Raw genomic sequence first — 19,505 nt, forward strand, 5'->3', positions numbered from 1 at the left:
CGATGAGAAAGGGCGCCCCGACCGCGGTCGGGGCGCCCTTTCTCGTTCCGGTTCAGTACCAGATGTCGAGAGACGGCACCGGGAAGGCGATCAGTGCGCGATCGAGTGCCTCGACGGCCGCCGCGTCACCCGAGATGCGACCGGCGCCGTGCAGAGATGCCGCGCGGACTCCACCGGCGTACAGCGAGGACAGCGCCGACACGTCGAGCACGATGTCGGCCGTGCTGCCCTCGGCGACCTCTACCGTCGCTTCACCGGACTCGTCGATGTGCAACCGCCAGTCGCCGTTCGTGAATCCGAGGGAGTCCTCGACGCGCAGCACCGTGTCGAGCGGAGCAGAGTAGCGTCGCGCGATCAGCGCGGCCGGGAGATCGAGGATGCGCAGCCACCCGTGGTCATGCACCTCCTGCTTCACACCGCGGGGGTCGGCGACGAGCCACAGCAGCGGATCGTCGAGGGGACGGAGGTCGGCGATGACCTCGTCGACGAGGTCGTGCTGCAGCGCGAAACGCCACAGCGCGGCGCGCGCCTCGGCGGTCTCGGCGACGAGCAGCCGCACGTCCAGACGGAACCGCAACGTGCCGTTCGCCTCACTCACGGCGTATGCCATGACCCCTCGGAGCACACCGTGCTCGTCGAGATAGCGCACGCCACGGGCGTGATCCCGATCGGCGGTCGGTGCGACGCCCGCATACCCCTCCCAGCGGCCGCGCCAGCCGGGGATCTGTCCGGCTGTCCGCCGACGCGCGCGCTCGTGGACAGCCCCGAGGTCGGCGGCGAGCGTCTCGCGGTCCACGTACTCCAGGTGCCCGGGCGGAGTCTCGCCGCCCCACCCTGCTCGTCGCGTGTCCACGGTCAGTCGCGCGACCGGGACGGCCGAGCCGAACCCGTAGCGCCCATAGATCGTCGCCTCTGTCACCGTGAGCCCGGCGACGGCGACACCGGCGGATGCTGCGGCCCGCAGCTCGCCCTCGAGGAGGGCTCTCGCGATGCCCCGGCGCCGATGGGTCGCCGCGACGGTGACGATGCTGATCGCCCACATGCCGATCTCGCCGCCTCCGGGAAGCGTGAGTGGAGTCACCCACGCGTTGGTGGTCGCGACCGGCAGCGCAGCTTCCGGTGCCGTCTTCTCGAACACGCCGATGTTGCGTCGGGCCGCGAAGGTCTTCGTGACCTGCGCGAGCATCTCGCTGCTCGGTTCGGCACCGAGGAAACCGCGGTCCACCGCACGCTGGAATGCCACGGCGCTCGCGTCATCGGTCAGATCGACGACGCGGTACTCGAGTCCGGCGGCGGCCAGTCGTTCAGTCGAGGTGGTGTCTGCGGGCACGTCCCGCGCATCCATGGAGCTCATCCATCCACACTACCGACGGGCTCGGACGCGGGGTCAGTGCTGGGCAGCCTGAGCTTCGCGCAGCCGAGCGAAAACCTGGTCGCGCAACTGCTCGGGAGCAGTCTCCTTGCAGGCACGGGCGATGACCTCGGTGAGGGTCGTGGCCACGAGCGCCTCATCACGGCAGGACGGGCAATGCTCGAGGTGCTCACGGATCTCGGTGTGCTCGGTCTTGCACACCTCGTTGCGGAGGTACTCCTCCAGATCCTGACGCGCTTTGTCGCAGCCGCAGTCGCTCATTTCTTGCTCCTCGTCTCAGCCGCCGCGATGCCCCGCTCGGCGGCGTAATCTGCCAGCAGCTCCCGCAGCATCCGCCTGCCACGATGCAGACGGCTCATCACGGTGCCGATGGGGGTCTTCATGATGTCGGCGATCTCCTGGTACGCGAAGCCCTCGACATCGGCGAGGTACACCGCGAGCCGGAAGTCCTCCGGCACGGCCTGCAGCGCATCCTTGACCACCGAGGCCGGCATCCGGTCGATGGCCTCCGCCTCGGCGGAGCGGCTGTGCGAAGCGGTCGTGGATTCCGCACCGCCCAGCTGCCAGTCCTCGAGCTCGTCGATCGTGCCCTGGAACGGCTCGCGCTGGCGCTTGCGGTAGATGTTGATGTACGTGTTCGTGAGGATGCGGTACAGCCACGCCTTGAGGTTGGTCCCCTGCGAGAACGTCGACCAGGAGCCATAGGCTTTGACGAACGTCTCCTGCACGAGGTCGGCGGCGTCAGCGGGGTTGCGCGTCATGCGCATCGCGGCGGCGTAGAGCTGATCCATGAAAGGGATCGCCTGCTCCTCGAACTCGCGTCGAGGGTCGCCGACGATGTCTGCGGTTGCGGTGTCATCCATCACCGGCCAGTCTAGGCCGCTGAGGTCGATCACCTCGCGCTCCAACGTCGCCGTCATGCTCTCTCCTTCGCTTTCAGGAGCCTGTCTTTCGCGACGAAGCTTCCTGCGTTTACTAAGGTGAGAACCGATGAGCGCCAACAGGTATTCCCCCTCCCGGGTGCAGGGCACCTATCCTGCGCCCACCACCGACGTGCCCGTGCACGCCGAGCTCACGATCCCGGGCTCGAAATCGCTGACGAATCGCGAGCTGATGATCGCCGCGATCGCCGACGGCCCCGGCCGGCTGATCGCCCCCCTGCACTCCGACGACTCCGCGCGCATGGTCGACGCCCTGCGCGCGCTCGGTGTCGGCATCGAAGAGGTGGAAGCCGGACACGAGTTCGGCCCCGACCTCGTGGTCACCCCGGCGAAGCTCAGCGGGGGCACGACGATCGACTGCGGCCAGGCGGGCACTGTGATGCGCTTCATCGCTCCGCTGGCAGGCCTCGCCCAGCACGACGTGCACCTCACTGCGCATGAGACCGCACTCCATCGCCCCATGGGTGGGCTGATCAGCGCCCTGCGGGACCTCGGAGTCGACATCGACGACGAGGGGACCTGGGCGCTCCCGTTCACCATCCGCGGTCACGGGCGCATCCGCGGCGGACGAGTCGAGATCGACGCATCGGCGTCGAGCCAGTTCGTCTCCGGCCTCCTGCTCGCCGCTCCTCGCTTCGACGTCGGACTCCATCTCGTCCACGTCGGCGAACACCTGCCGAGTCTTCCGCACATCGACATGACCATCGAGGCTCTGAGCCGCCGCGGCATCCGCATCGAGCGTCCGGCTGTCGGCGAGTGGCTCGTCGAGGCCGGTGTACCGCGCGCGAAGGAGATCGCGATCGAACCGGATCTCTCCAACGCCGCACCGTTCCTCGCGGCAGCGCTCGTGACCGGAGGTTCCGTCTCCATCACCGGGTGGCCGGCGCACTCCACGCAGCCGGGCGCGCTGCTGCCGGACATCCTGCAGGCCACGGGAGCGCACGTGGGTCGACACGGCGGAACGCTCACGGTGCGCGCTGGCTCCGGCATCCGCGGTCTCGACCTCGACCTCTCCGCGGCGAGCGAGCTGACTCCGACCCTCGTCGGGCTCGCTGCATTCGCAGAGTCCCCGACGACCATCCGTGGCATCGGCCACATCCGTCTCCATGAGACCGACCGCATCGCGGCACTCATCGGCAACCTCCGCGCACTCGGCGGGGATGCCGAGGAGCTCCCGGATGGGCTCCGCATCATCCCCCGCCCGTTGCACGGCGGCAGCTGGGCAGCGCACCACGACCACCGGATGGCCACGACCGGTGCGCTGATCGGCCTGCGTGTTCCCGGCGTCGAGATCGACGACATCGGAACCACGGCGAAGACCCTCCCGGAGTTCACGATGCTCTGGGAGCGGATGCTGCGAGGTTGATGGTGAGTTGGCTCGACGACAGCGACGACCTCGATGACGACTTCGAGGACTTCGACGAGAGCAGCATCAGGACACGCCCGAACCCCAAGGCGAACCGCCCGCGCACCAAACGCCGACCCGCGCACGACGATGCCCGGGTGGGCAGGGTTCTCGGCGTCGACCGCGGCCGGTACTCGGTGCTCCTGGGCGAGAACACCCCCGACGAGCGCATGATCACGACCACCAGGGCCCGGGAGCTTCGACGCATGCCTATCGTCACGGGTGATCAGGCCCGTGTGGTCGGAGACACCTCGGGCGACGAGGGCACCCTCGCCCGCATCGTCGGCATCGTGGAACGCACCTCGCTTCTGCGTCGCAGTGCCGATGACACCGACCAGGTCGAGCGCGTCATCGTCGCGAACGCCGATCAGATGCTCGTCGTCGTCGCCGCGGCCGACCCCGAGCCACGAGCCCGTCTCGTCGACCGATACCTCGTCGCCGCACTGGATGCGGGGATACGTCCTCTTCTGGTCGTCACGAAGACCGATATCGCCGATCCGACGGAGTTCCTCACCCACTTCGACGGTCTCGACCTGCGCGTGTTCACCAGCGCTCAGGACGAGATGCCCGTCGAGGAGATCGGCGAGGCGCTCGTGGGGCACTCCACGGTTTTCGTCGGCCACTCGGGCGTCGGCAAGTCCACCCTCGTCAACGCGCTCGTGCCCACGGCTCTGCGCGCCACCGGCCACGTGAACCAGGTCACCGGACGCGGACGTCACACCTCCTCCTCGACCGTCTCGCTGCGTTACGAGGGGGCCGGGGGCACCGGCTGGGTGATCGACACCCCCGGTGTGCGCTCCTTCGGTCTCGGCCACGTGGATCCCGCCAACATCCTGGCCGCGTTCACGGAGCTCGCCGCGATCGCCCAGGATTGTCCCCGAGGGTGCACGCATCTCGCGGACGCCCCGGACTGTGCCCTGATCGAAGCGGCGGAACGGGGTGAGCTGGGCGAGACCGGCCGCGCGCGGCTCGACTCCCTGCAGCGGCTGCTCCAGACGTTCGCCGACAAAGCGGAGCAGGCCCCCGGCCGTTAGGCTGGAGACGTGACCCAGCGCCTGGAACCCGGAACCGCAGCCCCTGACTTCTCTCTCCTCGACCAGGACGGGAAGACCGTACGTCTCGCCGATCTGCGCGGACAGAAGACGGTGCTGTACTTCTACCCCGCCGCGATGACGCCCGGCTGCACCACGGAGGCCTGCGATTTCCGCGACAGCATCTCGTCGCTCCAGGGTGCGGGCTACCGGGTCGTCGGCATCTCGCGCGATGAGCCGGCTACGCTGACGAAGTTCCGCGAACGCGATGGACTCACCTTCCCGCTGCTGAGCGACCCCGACCACGCGACCCATACCGCCTACGGCGCGTGGGGCGAGAAGATGAACTACGGCAAGCTCGTCGAGGGTGTCATCCGCTCCACGTTCGTCCTCGACGAGGACGGCACGATCACTCTCGCGCAGTACAACGTGAAGGCCACCGGTCACGTGGCGCGACTGCGCAAGCAGCTCGGCATCGACGTCTGACACCCGCCGCTGAGTTCGCTCTCAGCGGCCGCCGGAACTCACTCCGCCGGGCGCTGCTCGGCCTCGCGTCGGGCGCTCGAGATCAGCAGCACGAAGCCCACCAGGCCGGGAAGCCCGACCCCGAGGGTGAATGCCCACGACACCGGCTGCAGCGTGAGGGATGCCAGCGCGAGGGCTACCGCGAGCACCTGGAACACCACTCCCCCTGATCGCGCCCACGACTTGCCGCTTCGAACACCGATCGCGAACGCCACGAGAGCGGCGGCGCCGATGAGAGTGAGCGCGATCAGTGCCAGCGCGGTCGGCAACGACGCCGCGTCGCCGGCGCCGAGCCCGACCAGTTCGATGACCGCGAAGACGAGAAGCGCCGCGGCTTCCGCGACGAGCACCGCCGCTGCCGCGAGAGCGATTCCAGGTGCGCGCACAGCATCTCCCAAGCATCGAAAGAGGAGAAAACCCTTGATTTCGCGGTTTTCATGTAACAGAATAGAGAAAGTCATGTGCTCCCACAGCGGCGTGGGGCGAGCAATCTCGCTCGCATCACAAATCGCGGGCATTCCGTCCGCACATCACCAGGGTAGCCGAACCCGAACTGCTACCCGAATCCGAGAGGTCGCATCGCGACATCTCTTGAAATCCACACCGAGGAGCCCCCATGGACTGGCGCGATAAGGCCGCCTGCCTGACTGTCGACCCCGAGCTATTCTTCCCCGTGGGGAACACCGGCCCGGCCGTCGATCAGATCGAGAAGGCGAAGACCGTCTGCGCCACCTGCACAGTCACGGAGATCTGTCTGCAGTACGCCCTGGAGACCAGCCAGGACTCCGGCGTGTGGGGCGGTCTCTCCGAAGACGAGCGCCGCGCTCTGAAGCGTCGCGCCGCACGCGCACGCCGCGCCTCCTGAATCTGCACGAAAGCGGCCTGAGACGAGGTCTCAGGCCGCTTTCGTCTGCCCTGCGTGCGTCAGGTCAGCGGTCGAGCCAGCGCAGAGGGATGTCGATGATCACCTCTGTGCCCTCTCCATCGCTTCCGTGCCACTCGATGGTGCCGCCCAGCTCCCCCTGGATGAGGGTGCGGATGATCTGCGTGCCGAGCCCCTGACCGATCCGCCCCTCGGGGAGACCGAGGCCGGTGTCACGCACCGTGACGCGGAGATTCTCCTCGGTCCGCGCGGCATCGATGGTGACGATGCCCTCCTGACCGGCGAGGCCGTGCTCGACGGCGTTCGTGACCACCTCGGTGAGCGCGAGGGCGAGGGGCGTCGCATACTCGCTCGGGAGCACACCGAACCGCCCGGTCGACTGCGTGCGCGCGCGTGTGTTCGGCGCCGAGGCGACCTCAGCCACGAGCTTGAGCACCCGGTGGAAGACCTCGTCGAAATCGACCTTCTGCGTGAGCCCCTGAGCCAGGGTGTCGTGCACGACCGCGATCGCATCGACGCGACGCATGGCCTGCGTGAGTGCATCTCGGGCTTCATCGGAGTGGGTGCGGCGCGCCTGGATCCGCAGGAGAGACGCCACGGTCTGGAGGTTGTTCTTCACCCGGTGGTGGATCTCGCGGATCGTCGCATCCTTGGTGATGAGCTCCTGTTCCTGATGGCGCAGCTCCGACACGTCGCGGCAGAGCACGATCGCGCCGATGCGCGTTCCGTGGTCCTTCAACGGGATCGCGCGCAACGACACCGTGACGCCGCGCGCCTCGATGTCGGTCCGCCAGGGAGCACGCCCGGTCACCACCACGGGAAGTGATTCGTCGACCTGCCGCGAGGGCGGGACGAGCCGCGTAGTGACCTCGGCGAGGGACTCCCCCTCGAGCTCGTCGTCGAATCCCATGCGGTTGAAGGCGGAGAGTGCGTTCGGGCTGGCGAACGTGCTGATCCCGTCGACGTCGATCCGGATGAGTCCGTCCGACGCACGCGGTGCGCCTCGACGCGGTGAGGTCGGCGCGGCGAGGTCGGGGAAGCTGCCGTCCGCGATCATCCGGAACAGATCGTTCGCGCATTCGTCGAAAGTGATCTGCTGGCGAGAGGGGGTGCGCAGCTCGCCGAGGTTGGTGTGCCTGGTCACCACGCCGATCACGGTGGGCGGGGCATCTGCTGCGCGTCGCTCGCTCACGATCGGCACGGCGCGCACCCTGGTCGGAGTCTCCTCGAACCAGTCCGGCGACGACGAGTCCACGATCTCCGCAGACTCGAAGGCGCCCTGGACCTGCGTACGCCACTGCGGTCGTACCCGCTCTCCGACGATGTCGCGGTAGAACAGCGTCGCCGCCCCGCTCGGCCGCGCGTGAGCGACCGCGATGAAGGTACCGTCCTCCGTCTGAATCCAGATGACGATGTCCGCCGACGCGAGGTCGGCGAGGAGCTGCCCGTCACCGGCGAGTCGGTGCAGCCACTCGACATCACTGTCGGTCAGGAGACCCTGGGCATGGGCGAGATCACTGAGGGTTGACACCCCACCAGCCTACGGTCAGATCCGTCAGAGGATGGCCAAGGACGTCGCGCGCCAACGCCGATCGATGCCGTCCAGCCGGACGGCGACCGCGCGCGTGCGCCCCGGCCCCGCCACCACGACGACGGCCTCGATCACGCCGTCGGTCGGCTCGGCCACGCGCAGCGACCTGATCGCGAATGCCGGTCGCGCCGGAGCGACACCCCGCGCGCTGCGCGCTCTCGCCGAGAGATTGACTCTGGTGACCAGACTCCGATACGCATCCTCGCTGAGCCAGCGGGCGAGCTGATCGACCTCCCTGACTCCGGCGAGAGCCTCGAGGACGCCGGTGGTGAGGCTCCGCAGGAGCGGTGCGGGGTCGGGAAGCTCGCTGGTCGGCGTGGGCTGGGCGGCGAAGTACTCGTGAGGCATCATGTCGGACTCTCGGTCGGGGAGGTCTGGAAGTCCGCCAGTACAGCACCGCGTCGTCCCCCGCCGGGGGGCGCATCGAGCAACTATGTGGATAACTCGTACGTGAGATCTCCTCGTCGCCTACGCTCTGTCGGGTGCACTGGGACCGTCTGTTCGAAGACCTCGAAGGCCAGCTGGCGTCGGATTGGGAGGCGGAGCGAGCCGTGCTCGACGCCGAGTCCGAGCGACTACGCATCGCGAAGCTGGACCTGCGCGCCCGTCTCCGGACGTTGTGCAGCGCCAGCACCGACGCGACGATCGACCTCGTGAACGGACGACGGCTGCCGGTCACACTCCAGGCTCTCGGAGCAGACTGGCTCGCCGTGGTCTCACGCGATGTCGGCGGCGCCCGCCATTCGACGGGCACGGCAGCATCGGCGCTGATCCTCCCCCTGCACGCCGTCGCCGGCCTCACGACGGACCACGGCATGATCCTGGCGAGCCTCGATGACTCTGCGACGGACGTACACCCGCTTCGCGAGCGGATGACGCTCGGATTCGTGCTGCGGGATCTCGCCCGACGGCGGATACCCGTGCATATCAGCGTGCAGGTCGGCGACGACGCCCACGGCACGATCGACCGCGCCGCGGCGGATCACCTCGATCTGGCGCTGCACGATCCGGGCCAGGCGCGTCTCGCCGGCGCTGTGCACGGCTTCCGCATCATCCCGTTCGCCGCGCTCGTCGCCGTGCGTACCCCGGGAGATCAGCTGCGGTGAGCCGAGGAGGTGCCCCAGACCTCAGGAAAGCTCGCGACCTGCGACTGCCTCCACAACGCCATGCGGCGAGCGATCTCCGATTCCTCCGCCAGGTAGTCCTCGAGACTCGACTCCTCCACCCGCCAGTGCGGCGGCGAGCCGAGCTGCGCACCGCGGAGTCTTCCTTCATGGAGGAGTTCGACCACCTCGTCCACACCGATGCTCAGGAGTTCGGCCACCTGCGCGGGGGCGAGGAATCGCGACGCGGGCCGGGTCGGGGGTGCCATCCCCTTATTCTCCATGACGGGGTCGGGAGGATCGGGCGCTCTGCCGTCCTGTGGATAACCGACGGTGCACGTGCGGGATTTCTGTGACGATATCGCCATGGCTTCCCTTTCTCGCCCTCGGCGTGCGTTCTGGGGCGACACCCGATTCCTCATCGGGATCGCCCTGGTGGCGCTCTCCATCACCGCAGTGTGGCTCATCGTCACCGGATCCGACCAGGCACGGCCGGTACTCCGAGCCGACCGCACCATCGTGGAGGGTGAGAAGCTGACCTCAGACGACTTCCAGGTCATCGAGGTGGGACTGGGCCTGTCTGCCGACGACTACCTCGGCCCCGAAGACCTGAAACCCGGTCAGATCGCGGCGCGCACACTCACCAAGGGCGAGATCGTGCCGTCTGCTGCGCTGGCGGATGCCGACCACGGCCGCAGCACCACGATCGTCGTCGAGAGCAGCACCGGGATCCCCGGAGAGGTACAGGCCGGTTCGGTGGTCGACGTCTGGTTCGCCCCGCCTCTCGACGACGGTCGCACGTACGACACTCCACGAATCCTCGTCACGGACGTGGTCGTCCGCGACGTGATCGAGTCGAACGGCATGCTGGCCGACACCGCGGCGGCCCGGCTCGAACTCGTGATCGACAGAGGCGACACGGCCGACGTGCTCGCCGCGATCACCGAAGGCGCCTCCCTCTCCGTGCTGCCGGTCGGGGCCGGCTCGTGACGGCTGTCGTCGTGGCCATCCCGGAGCCGCGTGCGAGCGAACTGGCTGCGGAACTCGAACTGGAGGGAGTCACGGTCCTCGCCGTCCTGCCTCTCCCCACCGCCGAGTTCGACCTTCCTCGTGGTGCCGAGGCGATCATCGTGACGGCCGCACGTACAGTTCTCACGGCCGCGCTGGTCTCCACGTGCGATCGAGCAGGAGTCCGCATCCTCCCGCTCGGAGGAGCCGACAGCCGTCTGCTCGGACGCCTGGGCTTGTCCGCAGCCTTGCCGCCCGAGGCGGCCGGCTGGGAGGTCGCGGCGGCTTTGCGCGCCGATTCCGACCACGTGCCCGCACCCCGATCACTCCATCCGCACCGAGTCATCGCCGTGTGGGGGCCGCATGGCGCACCGGGCCGCTCCACGATCGCCATCGAGCTCGCAGTGGAACTCGCACGGTCCGGGCGCAGCACCGCCCTGGTCGACGCAGATACGGTCGCTCCGTCGCTCGCGCTGCTGCTCGGGCTCAGCGACGACGCACCGGGGATCGCTGCGGCCTGCCGTCGGGCCGAGCGCGGCGCCCTCGACGCCACGGAGCTGACCCGGCTCGCCACGATGGTGTCCTGCGGCGGCGGTGAGGCCGTCGAGGTGCTGGCGGGTATCAACCGCCCGAGCCGATGGCCGGAGCTGGGGGCAGCCCGTCTCCGAATGGCTTTGGGCGCGTGTCGTGAATGGAGGGAGGAGACGGTCGTCGACGTGGCGAGCGCCTTCGATGCAGACGACGAGGTGACGTACGACATCGCCGGGCCTCGACGCCATGCCGCGACGTCGGCGACGCTGAGCGAAGCCGACCTGATCGTCGCCGTGGCCGCAGCCGATCCGCTGGGGATCAGCCGCTTCCTCCGGGATCACGCAGAAGTGCGCCGGCTCACCGCGCCGACACCGGTGTCGGTCGTCGTCAACCAGGTCCGGCCGGGACCGCTCGGAATCGATGCCCGCGGGCAGGTGCGGCGCACCCTCGAGCGGTTCGCGGGTATCACCGACGTCACGTTCCTGCCGTTCGACCAGCGCGCCGCCGACGCGTCGTTGCTGCATGCCCGTCCGATGACGGACGTCACACCGCGCTCGACGCTCGTCGCGGGCATCCGAGGGCTCGCGGCGACGCTGTCTCCTGTCGACGCAGAGCCCGCTACTGGCGGTAGCTCGCGAGGAAGTTCCCCAGTCGCTCGACGGCTTCGCTCAATACTCGGGGCTCGGGGAGCGTGACGAGCCGGAGGTGATCCGGGGTCGCCCAGTTGAAACCGGTCCCCTGCACCAGGAGGATGTGCTCCGAGACGAGCAGGTCGTAGACCAGGCGGGCATCGTCTCTGATCTCGTGCACATTCGGGTCGAGCCGCGGGAAGGCGTACAGCGCGCCCTGTGGCTTGACACACGAGACCCCCGGGATCGACTCGAGCCCTTCCCACGCGATATCCCGCTGCTCGTGCAGGCGACCGGTCGGTGCGATCAGCGCGTCGATGGACTGCACACCCGACAGTGCGGCCTGCACCGCGTGCTGGGCGGGAACGTTCGGACACAGTCGCGTCGACGCCAGCAGCGTGATGCCCTCGATGAATCCCTTGGCGTGGCCCTGCGGCCCGGTGATGACCATCCAGCCCGAGCGGTATCCCGCGACCCGGTAGGTCTTGGACAGCCCGTTGAAGGTCAGGCACAGCAGATCGGGAGCCAGCGTCGCGGTCGGGATGTGCACGGCACCGTCGAACAGGATGCGATCGTAGATCTCGTCCGACAGCAGCAGCAGCTCATGTTCCCGAGCGATCTGCACGAGCCCCTCGAGGATCTGGCGCGAGTACACGACGCCGGTGGGGTTGTTCGGGTTGATGATCACGAGGGCCTTGGTGCGCGGCGTGATCTTCGACCGGATGTCCTCGAGGTCGGGCTGCCACTCGTCATCCTCATCGCAGAGGTAGTGGACGGGGGTGCCACCGGCGAGGCTGGTCATCGCTGTCCACAGGGGGTAGTCCGGGGCCGGGATGAGCACCTCGTCGCCCTCGTCGAGCAGCGCCTGCATCGTCATGGTGATGAGCTCGGAGACGCCGTTGCCGAGATACACGTCGTCCGGGTCGAAGCGGGGAAAACCCTCGATCTGCTCGTAGCGACTCACGACCGCGCGGCGGGCAGAGATGATGCCCTTGCTGTCGCTGTAGCCGTGCGCGGAAGGGAGCGCCGCGAGCATGTCATGCACGATCTGATGGGGAGCATCGAAGCCGAAGATCGCCGGATTCCCGGTGTTCAGCTTGAGGATCTTGTGCCCCTCGGCCTCCAGGCGCGCCGCCTCGACGAGGGCGTTTCCGCGGATCTCGTACAGGACGTTCTTGAGCTTCGACGACTGGTCGAAGTGGCGCGTTGGGGTCATCGGCCAAGCCTACAGCGACGAAAGGAGGGCCAATCCACGTGGACTGGCCCTCCTCTGCGCGGGAGTTACTTCTTCTTCTTGCCCTGGGCGCGACGCTGCTCGCGGTTGCCGGCGGCCGGAGCCTCGGCATCGGTGCGCTGCCCGAAGGCGCCTCGCGGCGCCTCTTCCGGCTCGGTCTGCGGGGCCTGCGCGCGAGCCGCCGCCTGACGGACACGATCGGTGGCCGCCTGCTGGACCTGACCGCGATCGTTGCGGACCTCGACCTCGCCCGCGTCGTTCGCCGCGGAGTACTCGAGACGCTGCTCTCCCCCGTCGGAGGCGAGTCCCTTGGCCTCGACCTCGGCCGTCTGGGAGTCTCCGGCGCGACGCACCTCGACCTCGAGGTTGTAGAGGTACCCGACGGATTCCTCCTTGATCTGCCCCATCATCGACTGGAACATCGCGTAGCCCTCGCGCTGGTATTCGATGAGCGGATCGCGCTGAGCCATCGCGCGCAGGCCGATGCCGTCCTTGAGGTAGTCCATCTCGTAGAGGTGGTCGCGCCAGCGGCGGTCGAGCACCTGGAGGACGACGCGACGCTCCAGTTCGCGCGTAGCCGCCTCGCCGAGCGCTTCCTCGCGCGTCTCGTAGGCGATCTTCGCGTCGGAGAGCAGCTCTCGGGTGAGTCCGTCGGCCGTGATACCGCCCTTGCGCCCTGCCGCCTCCGAGACGACCTCGTCGATCGTCACGCCCACGGGGTAGAGCGTCTTCAGCTCGGTCCAGAGCGCGTCGAAGTCCCAGCTCTCGTTGTGCCCCTCGCCGGTGTGATCGCGGACCACGCCACTGATGGCGTCCTCGATGAAGTGCTGGACACGGTCGGCGATGTCATCGCCCTGCAGGATGTGTCGGCGGTCGGCGTAGATGGCCTCGCGCTGACGGTTCAGGACGTCGTCGTACTTGAGGACGTTCTTACGCATCTCGGCGTTGCGCGACTCGACCTGGGACTGGGCGCTGCGGATCGCACGGGACACGAGGCCCGACTCGATCGGCACGTCGTCCGGGAAGTTCGTGCGGGCGAGAATCGCCTCGGCGGCACCCGACTGGAACAGACGCATCAGGTCGTCGGTCAGGCTCAGGTAGAAGCGGCTCTCACCGGGGTCGCCCTGACGCCCGGAACGACCACGGAGCTGGTTGTCGATGCGACGCGACTCGTGCCGCTCAGTGCCCAGCACGTAGAGTCCACCGGCCTCGATGACCTTCTCGGCCTCCTCGGCGACGATGCTCTTCATCGACTCGTAGGTCTCATCCCACGCGACCTCGTACTCCTCGGGCGTCTCGACGGGGTCGAGCCCCTTGCCCTTGAGCTCCTGGACCGCAAGGAACTCTGCGTTTCCGCCGAGCATGATGTCGGTGCCTCGTCCGGCCATGTTCGTGGCGACGGTGACGGCGCCCAGGCGTCCGGCGCGGGCGACGATCTCGGCCTCGCGTGCGTGGTTCTTCGCGTTGAGGACCTCGTGCTTGACGCCCTTCTTCGCGAGCAGGCGCGAGAGGTACTCGCTCTTCTCGACGCTCACCGTTCCGACCAGCACAGGCTGGCCGGCGGCATGACGCTCGGCGATGTCTTCCACGACCTGGGCGAACTTCGCGGTCTCGTTCTTGTAGACGAGGTCGGACTGGTCCTTGCGGACCATCGGCCGGTTCGTCGGGATGGGGATGACGCCGAGCTTGTAGGTCGACATGAACTCCGCGGCCTCGGTCTCGGCCGTACCCGTCATGCCGGCGAGCTTGTCGTAGAGACGGAAGTAGTTCTGCAGCGTCACCGTGGCGAGAGTCTGGTTCTCGGCCTTGACCGGCACGCCCTCCTTGGCCTCGATCGCCTGGTGGATGCCCTCGTTGTAGCGGCGTCCGACCAGGATGCGACCGGTGTGCTCGTCGACGATCATGACCTCGTCGTTCATCACGACGTAGTCGGTGTCCTTCTTGAACAGCGCGAGCGCCTTGATCGAGTTGTTGAGGAACGAGATGAGCGGGGTGTTGGCGGACTCGTAGAGGTTGTCGATGCCGAGATAGTCCTCGACTTTCTCGATACCGGGCTCGAGCACGCCGACGGTGCGCTTCTTCTCGTCGACCTCGTAGTCCTCGCCGACCTCGAGGGTGCGGGCGATCTTCGCGAACTCGGCGAACCAGCGGTTGGCCTCACCCGAGGACGGGCCCGAGATGATGAGCGGCGTACGGGCCTCGTCGATGAGGATCGAGTCGACCTCGTCGACGATCGCGAAGAAGTGCTCGCGCTGGACGAGGTCTTCCTTGCGCCACGCCATGTTGTCGCGCAGGTAGTCGAAGCCGAACTCGTTGTTCGTGCCGTAGGTGATGTCGGCGGCGTACTGCTCACGACGCACCGCGGGGGTCTGGCCGGAGACGATGATGCCGGTGGTCATGCCGAGGGCACGGAACACACGTCCCATCAGCTCGGCCTGGTAGCTCGCGAGGAAGTCGTTGACCGTGATGACGTGCACGCCCTTGCCGGCGATCGCGTTCAGATACGCGGGCAGGGTCGCGACGAGGGTCTTGCCCTCACCGGTCTTCATCTCGGCGATGTTGCCGAGGTGGAGGGCGGCGCCACCCATGATCTGCACGTCGTAGGCGCGCATGCCGAGCGTGCGCTTGGCTGCCTCCCGCACCGCGGCGAAGGCCTCGGGCATGAGCTGGTCGAGCGTCTCGCCGTTCTCGAAGCGCGCGCGCAGCTCGACTGTCTCGTTGCGCAGTTCGTCGTCGGTGAGCTTGGAGATGTCCTCTTCCAGCGCTCCCACTGCCTTGACGACCTGATTCAGGCGGCGGATGACCCGCCCCTCGCCAGCACGCAGCAGCTTCTCAAGAGGATTGGCCACGGATGTCATCTCCCTGTCAGTGGGTAAATCGCCGGCCGCCGGTGAACCCGACGCCAGGCATGCTTTGCCATGTTACCGGCCTGTGACCTGCACGTCGCCTGCACGAGGCTTCCGCGCGAAGATTCGAATAGTTGCCGAGTATGCATATACTCGGTATTGCATTCATCTCGACAACCAGGGAGCCCACCATGTCGGTACGTCAGAGCCTGCTCGCGATCCTCGATCAGGGCCCCTGCTACGGCTACCAGCTGCGGCACGAATTCGATCGACGCACCGGCTCCACTTGGCCGCTGAACGTCGGACAGATCTACAACACGCTCGAGCGTCTCGAGCGCGACGGACTCGTCGAGCGCGGTGACGCCGACGAGCAGGGTCATGTGTACTGGCAGATCACGGATGCCGGTTCCGCCGAGGTCGCGCAGTGGCTCTCCTCCCCGGTGGTGCGGACGCAGGCGACACGGGACGAGCTCGCGATCAAGCTCGCCGTGGCCGCGACGCTGCCCGGAGTCGACGTCGCAGCGGTCATCCAGTCGCAGCGCACGGCGTCGCTGCGACAGCTGCAGTCCCTGCAGCGGGCGAAGTACGCGGGCGGTGACGCGGACGGCCCGGAGGAGCTCTCCTGGGCGTTGGTCGTCGATTCGATGATCTTCGCCGCGGAGGCCGAGGTGCGGTGGCTCGACCACACGGAACAGCGTCTCGCGTTGCACCCGCGACAGGCGATGGCGCTCGAACTCGCGACCGAGCGCCCCAAGCGCGGGCGGCCCGCGAAAGCTGGTGCTCCCTTCGCGGATGCGGCTCCCTCACTGTGAGCGCCGAGACGGTCCTGCGCCTGGTCGGGGTGACGCAACAGTTCGGGGCCGGCGCGACGGCGGTGTCCGCGCTGTCCGGCGTGGACCTCGAGGTCCGGCGCGGTGAACTCGTCGCCGTGATGGGCGCCTCGGGCTCCGGCAAGTCGACGCTGCTGGCCATCGCCGGCGGACTCGCTCGCCCCACCACCGGGGAGGTCGTGATCGAAGACGCCTACCTCAGCGAGCAGAGCGCGGCAGAACTCGCGCGCCTGCGCCGACGCTCCCTCGGATTCGTCTTCCAGGACTTCAATCTGATCCCCACCCTCACCGCGATCGAGAACGTGACGCTCCCGCTGGAACTCGACGGCTTCCGCACCCGGGTCGCCCGCCGCGCGGGGAAGGACGCCCTGCAGTCGGTCGGCCTGGCGGACAAGCTCGACTCCTATCCCGACGATCTCTCCGGAGGTCAGCAGCAGCGCGTCGCGATCGCCCGCGCCGTGGTCGGCGGACGACGACTCATCCTCGCCGACGAGCCGACCGGCGCACTGGATTCCGTCACCGGCGAACTCGTGCTCCGGATGCTCCGGGGACGAGTGGACGCGGGCGCGGCGGGCATCCTCGTCACGCACGAAGCCCGCCATGCAGCATTCGCCGATCGGATCGTGTTCCTCAGGGACGGGAGGATCGTCGACGAGACCCGGCGCGACGACGCCGAGGTGCTGCTGAGCGGGACGGGCCGATGACCTCGACCGTCGAGCGGCCGGAGACGAGGACGTCCGACCAGCCCTCCTCGTCCGTCCGACGGCCGGGGAGGCGTGCCCGCTGGCGCGTCGCCGCCCGGCTCGCGCACCGGCAGCTGCGCCGCACCCTCCTGTCGAGCGCGCTCATCAGCGCCCTCGTCCTGCTCCCGATCGCGGCCATGACCGCCTATGCGGTCATAGGGGCGAGCATGATCGGCAGCCCACAGGAGCGCGTGACCGCGGAACTGGGACGGATGCAGGCGTGGATCTCGGTGGGTGGCCTGCCGGGAAGCGGATTCTGGCAGTCCCCCACCGACCCCACGTGGACGGGATATCCCGACAACTCCGGCAATGCCCCCGAGGGGACGCCGATCGCGGATCCGACCACTGTGCTGCCGTCCGGCACCGAGGCGATCCGCGTCGTCGAGTCCACCGTGCGAGTGCAGACTCCCGACGGCTTGACGGGGATGCCCGCGTGGGGAGGCGAAGTCTGGGATGCGCGCTTCGAGGGACGGTACGAGCTTCTCGAGGGGACGACCCCGCGGTCCGGCAGCGAGATCATGGCGACCCCGGCCGCACTCGAGCGGCTCGGGATCGCGATCGGAGACGAGGTCGTCGTCACCGACGGCGAGCGCACCTACACCGTCGTCGGGACGCTGGACTCCGCAGTTCTCTCCGATGCGACCTCCGCGCTCTTCCTGCCGGCGAGCGCTGGACTCTCCGGCGACGCCCGCTGGTATCTCCCCGACCTGTCACTCAGCTGGCCGGAGGTCGAGAAGCTGAACGGAGACGGCGTCGTCGCCTACTCGCGGTCGGTGATCCAGGAACCGCCGGTCATCTCGGACCAGACGAGGGGCGGGTGGTCCGGAGCGGACGATGGCGCCCTGTGGACGGTGCTCATCGTGCTCGTCGCCGGCGGGCTCTTCGCCGCGTACGTGGTGGTGATGCTCGCGGGTGCCGCCTTCGCGGTCGCCGCACGGCGCCAGCAGCGGTCTCTCGCCGTCGCCGCAAGCGTCGGAGCGTCGCCGTCGGACCTCCGCCGGGTCATCCTGCTCCAGGGCACGGGTCTGGGCCTCATCGCCGGCATTCTCGGGCTGGCCCTCGGCGTCGGGGCGGCCGCGGTCACGATGGCGCTCCTCGCCGACGGATCGGCCACCCAGTTCTGGGGTTTCCACGTGCCGTGGCTGATACTTGCGGGGATCCTTTTCTTCTCGGTGCTGGTCGGTACGGCATCCGCAGTGCTCCCCGCACGCACGGTCGCCCGCACCGACACCCTCAGTGCGCTGCGCGGCGCGCGTCGTCCGCAGAGGCCCCGAGCATCTCGGCCGATCTGGGGATCGATCCTGCTGATCCTCGGCGTCGCGCTCACGATCGGCAGCGCCTTCGCGATCCTCGCCATCGAGGTGACGGATCTCCCATGGGACTCGCCGCTGCGGGCGATTCCTCCGTTCGGCATCGTGATCGGGCCGATCCTCGTGCAGATCGGCATCCTGCTCTCCGGGCGCTGGCTGCTGTGGATCACCGCCAAAGCGCTCTCGCCGGTCAGCGTCGCTGCTCGCATCGCCGCCCGCGACGCCGCAGCGAACTCCTCGCGCACGGTTCCCGCTTTCGCCGCGATCGCCGCGACCGTCTTCGTCGCGGTCTTCGCCCTGAGCCAGACCTCCATGCAGAACGCGTGGACCGCGCGGGACTGGGCATATCAGGCTCCGGTCGGCACCCTTGCGATCGGCATCCAGCCGACCGGAGCCGAGTCGACCGTCGATGCCTCCGTCGCTTCCGACGCCGCCGACGCGGGAATCGCGCTCGCGGACAGCGTGGGGGCGTCCGGCACGGCCGTCATCGCCCGCCAGCCCGAGGTGTGGGGCTACGCGAACTCGCTCGACATTCCCGCGGACGAGACGCGGGTCATCGCCGTGATGCCGGAACGCCATCTCCTGGACCCCGAAAGCGAGACCTCCTTCACGGCGAACGGCCAGAACCGACCGAACCCGATCGCGGTGGTCTCGGCGGAGGAGCTCGACGGGGCCCTGGGCATCACGGTGACTGCTGCCCAGCGTGCTGCGTATCGAGACGGTGCGGCGATCGTCACCGACCCACGGTATGTCACCGACGGCACGATCGAGGTCGGCGCCTGGAGCGGCCGGGATGTCTACGAGGGGAAGGCGCCCGACAACATCTGGACCGCATGGGTAGACGCGGCACCACGCGGCGAGCCGCTCTGGGAACGGAAGGTCGACGCCATCGCGCTCGAACTCCCCCACCAGGCCATCGCGATCGCGATTGCCCCGGAGACCGCGGCGGAGTTGGACATGGCGACGACTCCCAGCCTGGTGATCGCCTCGTTCGACGCCCCCGTGCCGGTGGAGGTGCGCGACCGCGTGCAGGAACACGCCGATGCGCTGGCGACAGCCGACTGGCTCGTCTCCCCGTACTTCGAGAACGGCCCGCCCGAGGACTCCCTGTGGATCGTGCCGATCCTGAGCGCGGTGGGTGTGCTCGTCCTCTGCGCGAGCGGTGTGGCTCTGAGTCTGGCGCGGTTCGAGCGCCGCCCCGACGACGCCACGCTCTCCGCGGTCGGCGGCACGAACGGCCTCCGTCGCCGAGTCGGCCTCTGGCAGGGACTCATCATCGCCGGGTTCGGCACTCTCGCGGGAGCCGTGGCCGGTGTGCTGCCCCCGATCGGTTTCGCGATCCAGTCGCGCGGCTTCCTCCTGATTCCGGACATCCCCTGGGCAGTGCTCGCCCTGCTCGCGGTCGCGCTGCCTCTCGCGATCGCCGCGGTCAGCTGGCTCATCCCCCCGCGGCGCGCAGAACTCACTCGACGTACGGCGATCGCCTGACGTGCCCTGAGCGAACAGTGCCTGCCCGAAGCGGA

General features: G+C 68.5%; 19 protein-coding genes. 10 read left to right on the forward strand and 9 right to left on the reverse strand.

The window, feature by feature from the left end; genetic code table 11:
• Positions 1-52 precede the first annotated feature (52 nt).
• Genes J7E45_RS02860 through J7E45_RS02870 form a run of 3 tightly spaced genes read right to left on the reverse strand, consistent with a single transcriptional unit; the run spans position 53 to position 2,292 of the window.
• Positions 53-1,354 (reverse strand): GNAT family N-acetyltransferase, encoded by a 1,302-nt coding sequence (locus J7E45_RS02860; protein WP_215066951.1) that lies wholly within the window; start codon positions 1,352-1,354, stop codon positions 53-55.
• Positions 1,355-1,387: 33 nt separating this feature from the next.
• Complete coding sequence (locus J7E45_RS02865) at positions 1,388-1,633, reverse strand: zf-HC2 domain-containing protein (RefSeq protein ID WP_029261944.1); 246 nt, start codon at positions 1,631-1,633, stop codon at positions 1,388-1,390.
• On the reverse strand, positions 1,630-2,292 hold the full coding sequence (locus tag J7E45_RS02870; RefSeq protein ID WP_091033888.1) for a sigma-70 family RNA polymerase sigma factor: 663 nt from the start codon (positions 2,290-2,292) through the stop codon (positions 1,630-1,632). Before J7E45_RS02870 ends, J7E45_RS02865 begins: the two co-directional genes overlap by 4 nt.
• Before the next feature lie 70 nt (positions 2,293-2,362).
• On the opposite strand from J7E45_RS02870, the gene aroA reads away from it, so the two are divergent.
• From aroA to bcp, 3 genes are read left to right on the forward strand one after another with little or no spacing between them, the layout of a single operon-like run.
• Complete coding sequence (gene aroA, locus J7E45_RS02875; RefSeq protein ID WP_215066953.1) at positions 2,363-3,679, forward strand: 3-phosphoshikimate 1-carboxyvinyltransferase; 1,317 nt, start codon at positions 2,363-2,365, stop codon at positions 3,677-3,679.
• A 2-nt stretch (positions 3,680-3,681) separates the two neighbouring features.
• On the forward strand, positions 3,682-4,752 hold the full coding sequence (gene rsgA / locus J7E45_RS02880; protein WP_215066954.1) for a ribosome small subunit-dependent GTPase A: 1,071 nt from the start codon (positions 3,682-3,684) through the stop codon (positions 4,750-4,752).
• Between the two features lie 9 nt (positions 4,753-4,761).
• The gene (gene bcp / locus J7E45_RS02885; protein ID WP_215066955.1) at positions 4,762-5,235 is read left to right on the forward strand and encodes a thioredoxin-dependent thiol peroxidase; all 474 of its coding nucleotides are present in this window, start codon (positions 4,762-4,764) and stop codon (positions 5,233-5,235) included.
• Between the two features lie 38 nt (positions 5,236-5,273).
• Here the strand turns inward: bcp and J7E45_RS02890 are convergent, their stop codons facing one another.
• Complete coding sequence (locus tag J7E45_RS02890) at positions 5,274-5,660, reverse strand: hypothetical protein (protein WP_308162041.1); 387 nt, start codon at positions 5,658-5,660, stop codon at positions 5,274-5,276.
• Between the two features lie 230 nt (positions 5,661-5,890).
• Here J7E45_RS02890 and J7E45_RS02895 point away from each other — a divergent pair, with 230 nt between their 5' ends.
• On the forward strand, positions 5,891-6,139 hold the full coding sequence (locus tag J7E45_RS02895) for a WhiB family transcriptional regulator (RefSeq protein WP_017203224.1): 249 nt from the start codon (positions 5,891-5,893) through the stop codon (positions 6,137-6,139).
• Between the two features lie 64 nt (positions 6,140-6,203).
• On the opposite strand, the gene J7E45_RS02900 is transcribed toward J7E45_RS02895, so the two are convergent.
• Positions 6,204-7,688: a sensor histidine kinase gene (locus J7E45_RS02900; RefSeq protein WP_091033899.1), complete on the reverse strand. Its 1,485-nt coding sequence runs from the start codon at positions 7,686-7,688 to the stop codon at positions 6,204-6,206.
• Positions 7,689-7,712: 24 nt separating this feature from the next.
• The gene (locus J7E45_RS02905; RefSeq protein ID WP_167633251.1) at positions 7,713-8,099 is read right to left on the reverse strand and encodes an Rv3235 family protein; all 387 of its coding nucleotides are present in this window, start codon (positions 8,097-8,099) and stop codon (positions 7,713-7,715) included.
• 131 nt (positions 8,100-8,230) lie between these two features.
• Here J7E45_RS02905 and J7E45_RS02910 point away from each other — a divergent pair, with 131 nt between their 5' ends.
• Positions 8,231-8,854: a hypothetical protein gene (locus J7E45_RS02910; protein WP_167633252.1), complete on the forward strand. Its 624-nt coding sequence runs from the start codon at positions 8,231-8,233 to the stop codon at positions 8,852-8,854.
• On the opposite strand, the gene J7E45_RS02915 is transcribed toward J7E45_RS02910, so the two are convergent.
• Complete coding sequence (locus J7E45_RS02915) at positions 8,842-9,120, reverse strand: helix-turn-helix domain-containing protein (RefSeq protein WP_215066958.1); 279 nt, start codon at positions 9,118-9,120, stop codon at positions 8,842-8,844. The genes J7E45_RS02910 and J7E45_RS02915 overlap by 13 nt on opposite strands.
• A 97-nt stretch (positions 9,121-9,217) precedes the next feature.
• Here J7E45_RS02915 and J7E45_RS02920 point away from each other — a divergent pair, with 97 nt between their 5' ends.
• Positions 9,218-9,841, forward strand: a complete 624-nt coding sequence (locus tag J7E45_RS02920; protein ID WP_167633253.1) for an SAF domain-containing protein — start codon at positions 9,218-9,220, stop codon at positions 9,839-9,841.
• Positions 9,838-11,085 (forward strand): P-loop NTPase, encoded by a 1,248-nt coding sequence (locus tag J7E45_RS02925; RefSeq protein ID WP_215066960.1) that lies wholly within the window; start codon positions 9,838-9,840, stop codon positions 11,083-11,085. The genes J7E45_RS02920 and J7E45_RS02925 overlap by 4 nt, the downstream gene beginning before the upstream one ends.
• Here J7E45_RS02925 and J7E45_RS02930 read toward each other — a convergent pair.
• On the reverse strand, positions 11,009-12,235 hold the full coding sequence (locus J7E45_RS02930; protein ID WP_091033913.1) for a pyridoxal phosphate-dependent aminotransferase: 1,227 nt from the start codon (positions 12,233-12,235) through the stop codon (positions 11,009-11,011). The genes J7E45_RS02925 and J7E45_RS02930 overlap by 77 nt on opposite strands.
• 65 nt (positions 12,236-12,300) lie before the next feature.
• Entirely contained in the window at positions 12,301-15,102 is a 2,802-nt protein-coding gene (secA, locus tag J7E45_RS02935; protein ID WP_091034522.1) for a preprotein translocase subunit SecA, read from the reverse strand.
• Positions 15,103-15,290: 188 nt separating this feature from the next.
• Between secA and J7E45_RS02940 the strand changes: the two genes are divergently transcribed.
• Genes J7E45_RS02940 through J7E45_RS02950 form a run of 3 tightly spaced genes read left to right on the forward strand, consistent with a single transcriptional unit; the run spans position 15,291 to position 19,470 of the window.
• Positions 15,291-15,911, forward strand: a complete 621-nt coding sequence (locus J7E45_RS02940) for a PadR family transcriptional regulator (protein ID WP_029261958.1) — start codon at positions 15,291-15,293, stop codon at positions 15,909-15,911.
• Positions 15,908-16,633 carry an ABC transporter ATP-binding protein gene (locus J7E45_RS02945; RefSeq protein ID WP_091033918.1) on the forward strand — a complete coding sequence of 242 codons (726 nt, stop codon included), beginning with the start codon at positions 15,908-15,910 and terminating at the stop codon, positions 16,631-16,633. Before J7E45_RS02940 ends, J7E45_RS02945 begins: the two co-directional genes overlap by 4 nt.
• Complete coding sequence (locus J7E45_RS02950; RefSeq protein ID WP_215066962.1) at positions 16,630-19,470, forward strand: ABC transporter permease; 2,841 nt, start codon at positions 16,630-16,632, stop codon at positions 19,468-19,470. The genes J7E45_RS02945 and J7E45_RS02950 overlap by 4 nt, the downstream gene beginning before the upstream one ends.
• Positions 19,471-19,505 lie beyond the last annotated feature (35 nt).

This window comes from Microbacterium sp. ISL-59 (genome assembly GCF_018613945.1).
GTDB lineage: Bacteria > Actinomycetota > Actinomycetes > Actinomycetales > Microbacteriaceae > Microbacterium > Microbacterium oxydans_B.

Coding starts and splice junctions, on each gene's coding strand:
- J7E45_RS02860 (WP_215066951.1), bottom strand. CDS start 1,354: ATGAGCTCCATGGATGCGCGGGACGTGCCCGCAGACACCACCTCGACT.
- J7E45_RS02865 (WP_029261944.1), bottom strand. CDS start 1,633: ATGAGCGACTGCGGCTGCGACAAAGCGCGTCAGGATCTGGAGGAGTAC.
- J7E45_RS02870 (WP_091033888.1), bottom strand. CDS start 2,292: ATGACGGCGACGTTGGAGCGCGAGGTGATCGACCTCAGCGGCCTAGAC.
- aroA (WP_215066953.1), top strand. CDS start 2,363: ATGAGCGCCAACAGGTATTCCCCCTCCCGGGTGCAGGGCACCTATCCT.
- J7E45_RS02895 (WP_017203224.1), top strand. CDS start 5,891: ATGGACTGGCGCGATAAGGCCGCCTGCCTGACTGTCGACCCCGAGCTA.
- J7E45_RS02905 (WP_167633251.1), bottom strand. CDS start 8,099: ATGATGCCTCACGAGTACTTCGCCGCCCAGCCCACGCCGACCAGCGAG.
- J7E45_RS02915 (WP_215066958.1), bottom strand. CDS start 9,120: ATGGCACCCCCGACCCGGCCCGCGTCGCGATTCCTCGCCCCCGCGCAG.
- J7E45_RS02920 (WP_167633253.1), top strand. CDS start 9,218: ATGGCTTCCCTTTCTCGCCCTCGGCGTGCGTTCTGGGGCGACACCCGA.
- J7E45_RS02930 (WP_091033913.1), bottom strand. CDS start 12,235: ATGACCCCAACGCGCCACTTCGACCAGTCGTCGAAGCTCAAGAACGTC.
- J7E45_RS02940 (WP_029261958.1), top strand. CDS start 15,291: ATGTCGGTACGTCAGAGCCTGCTCGCGATCCTCGATCAGGGCCCCTGC.
- J7E45_RS02950 (WP_215066962.1), top strand. CDS start 16,630: ATGACCTCGACCGTCGAGCGGCCGGAGACGAGGACGTCCGACCAGCCC.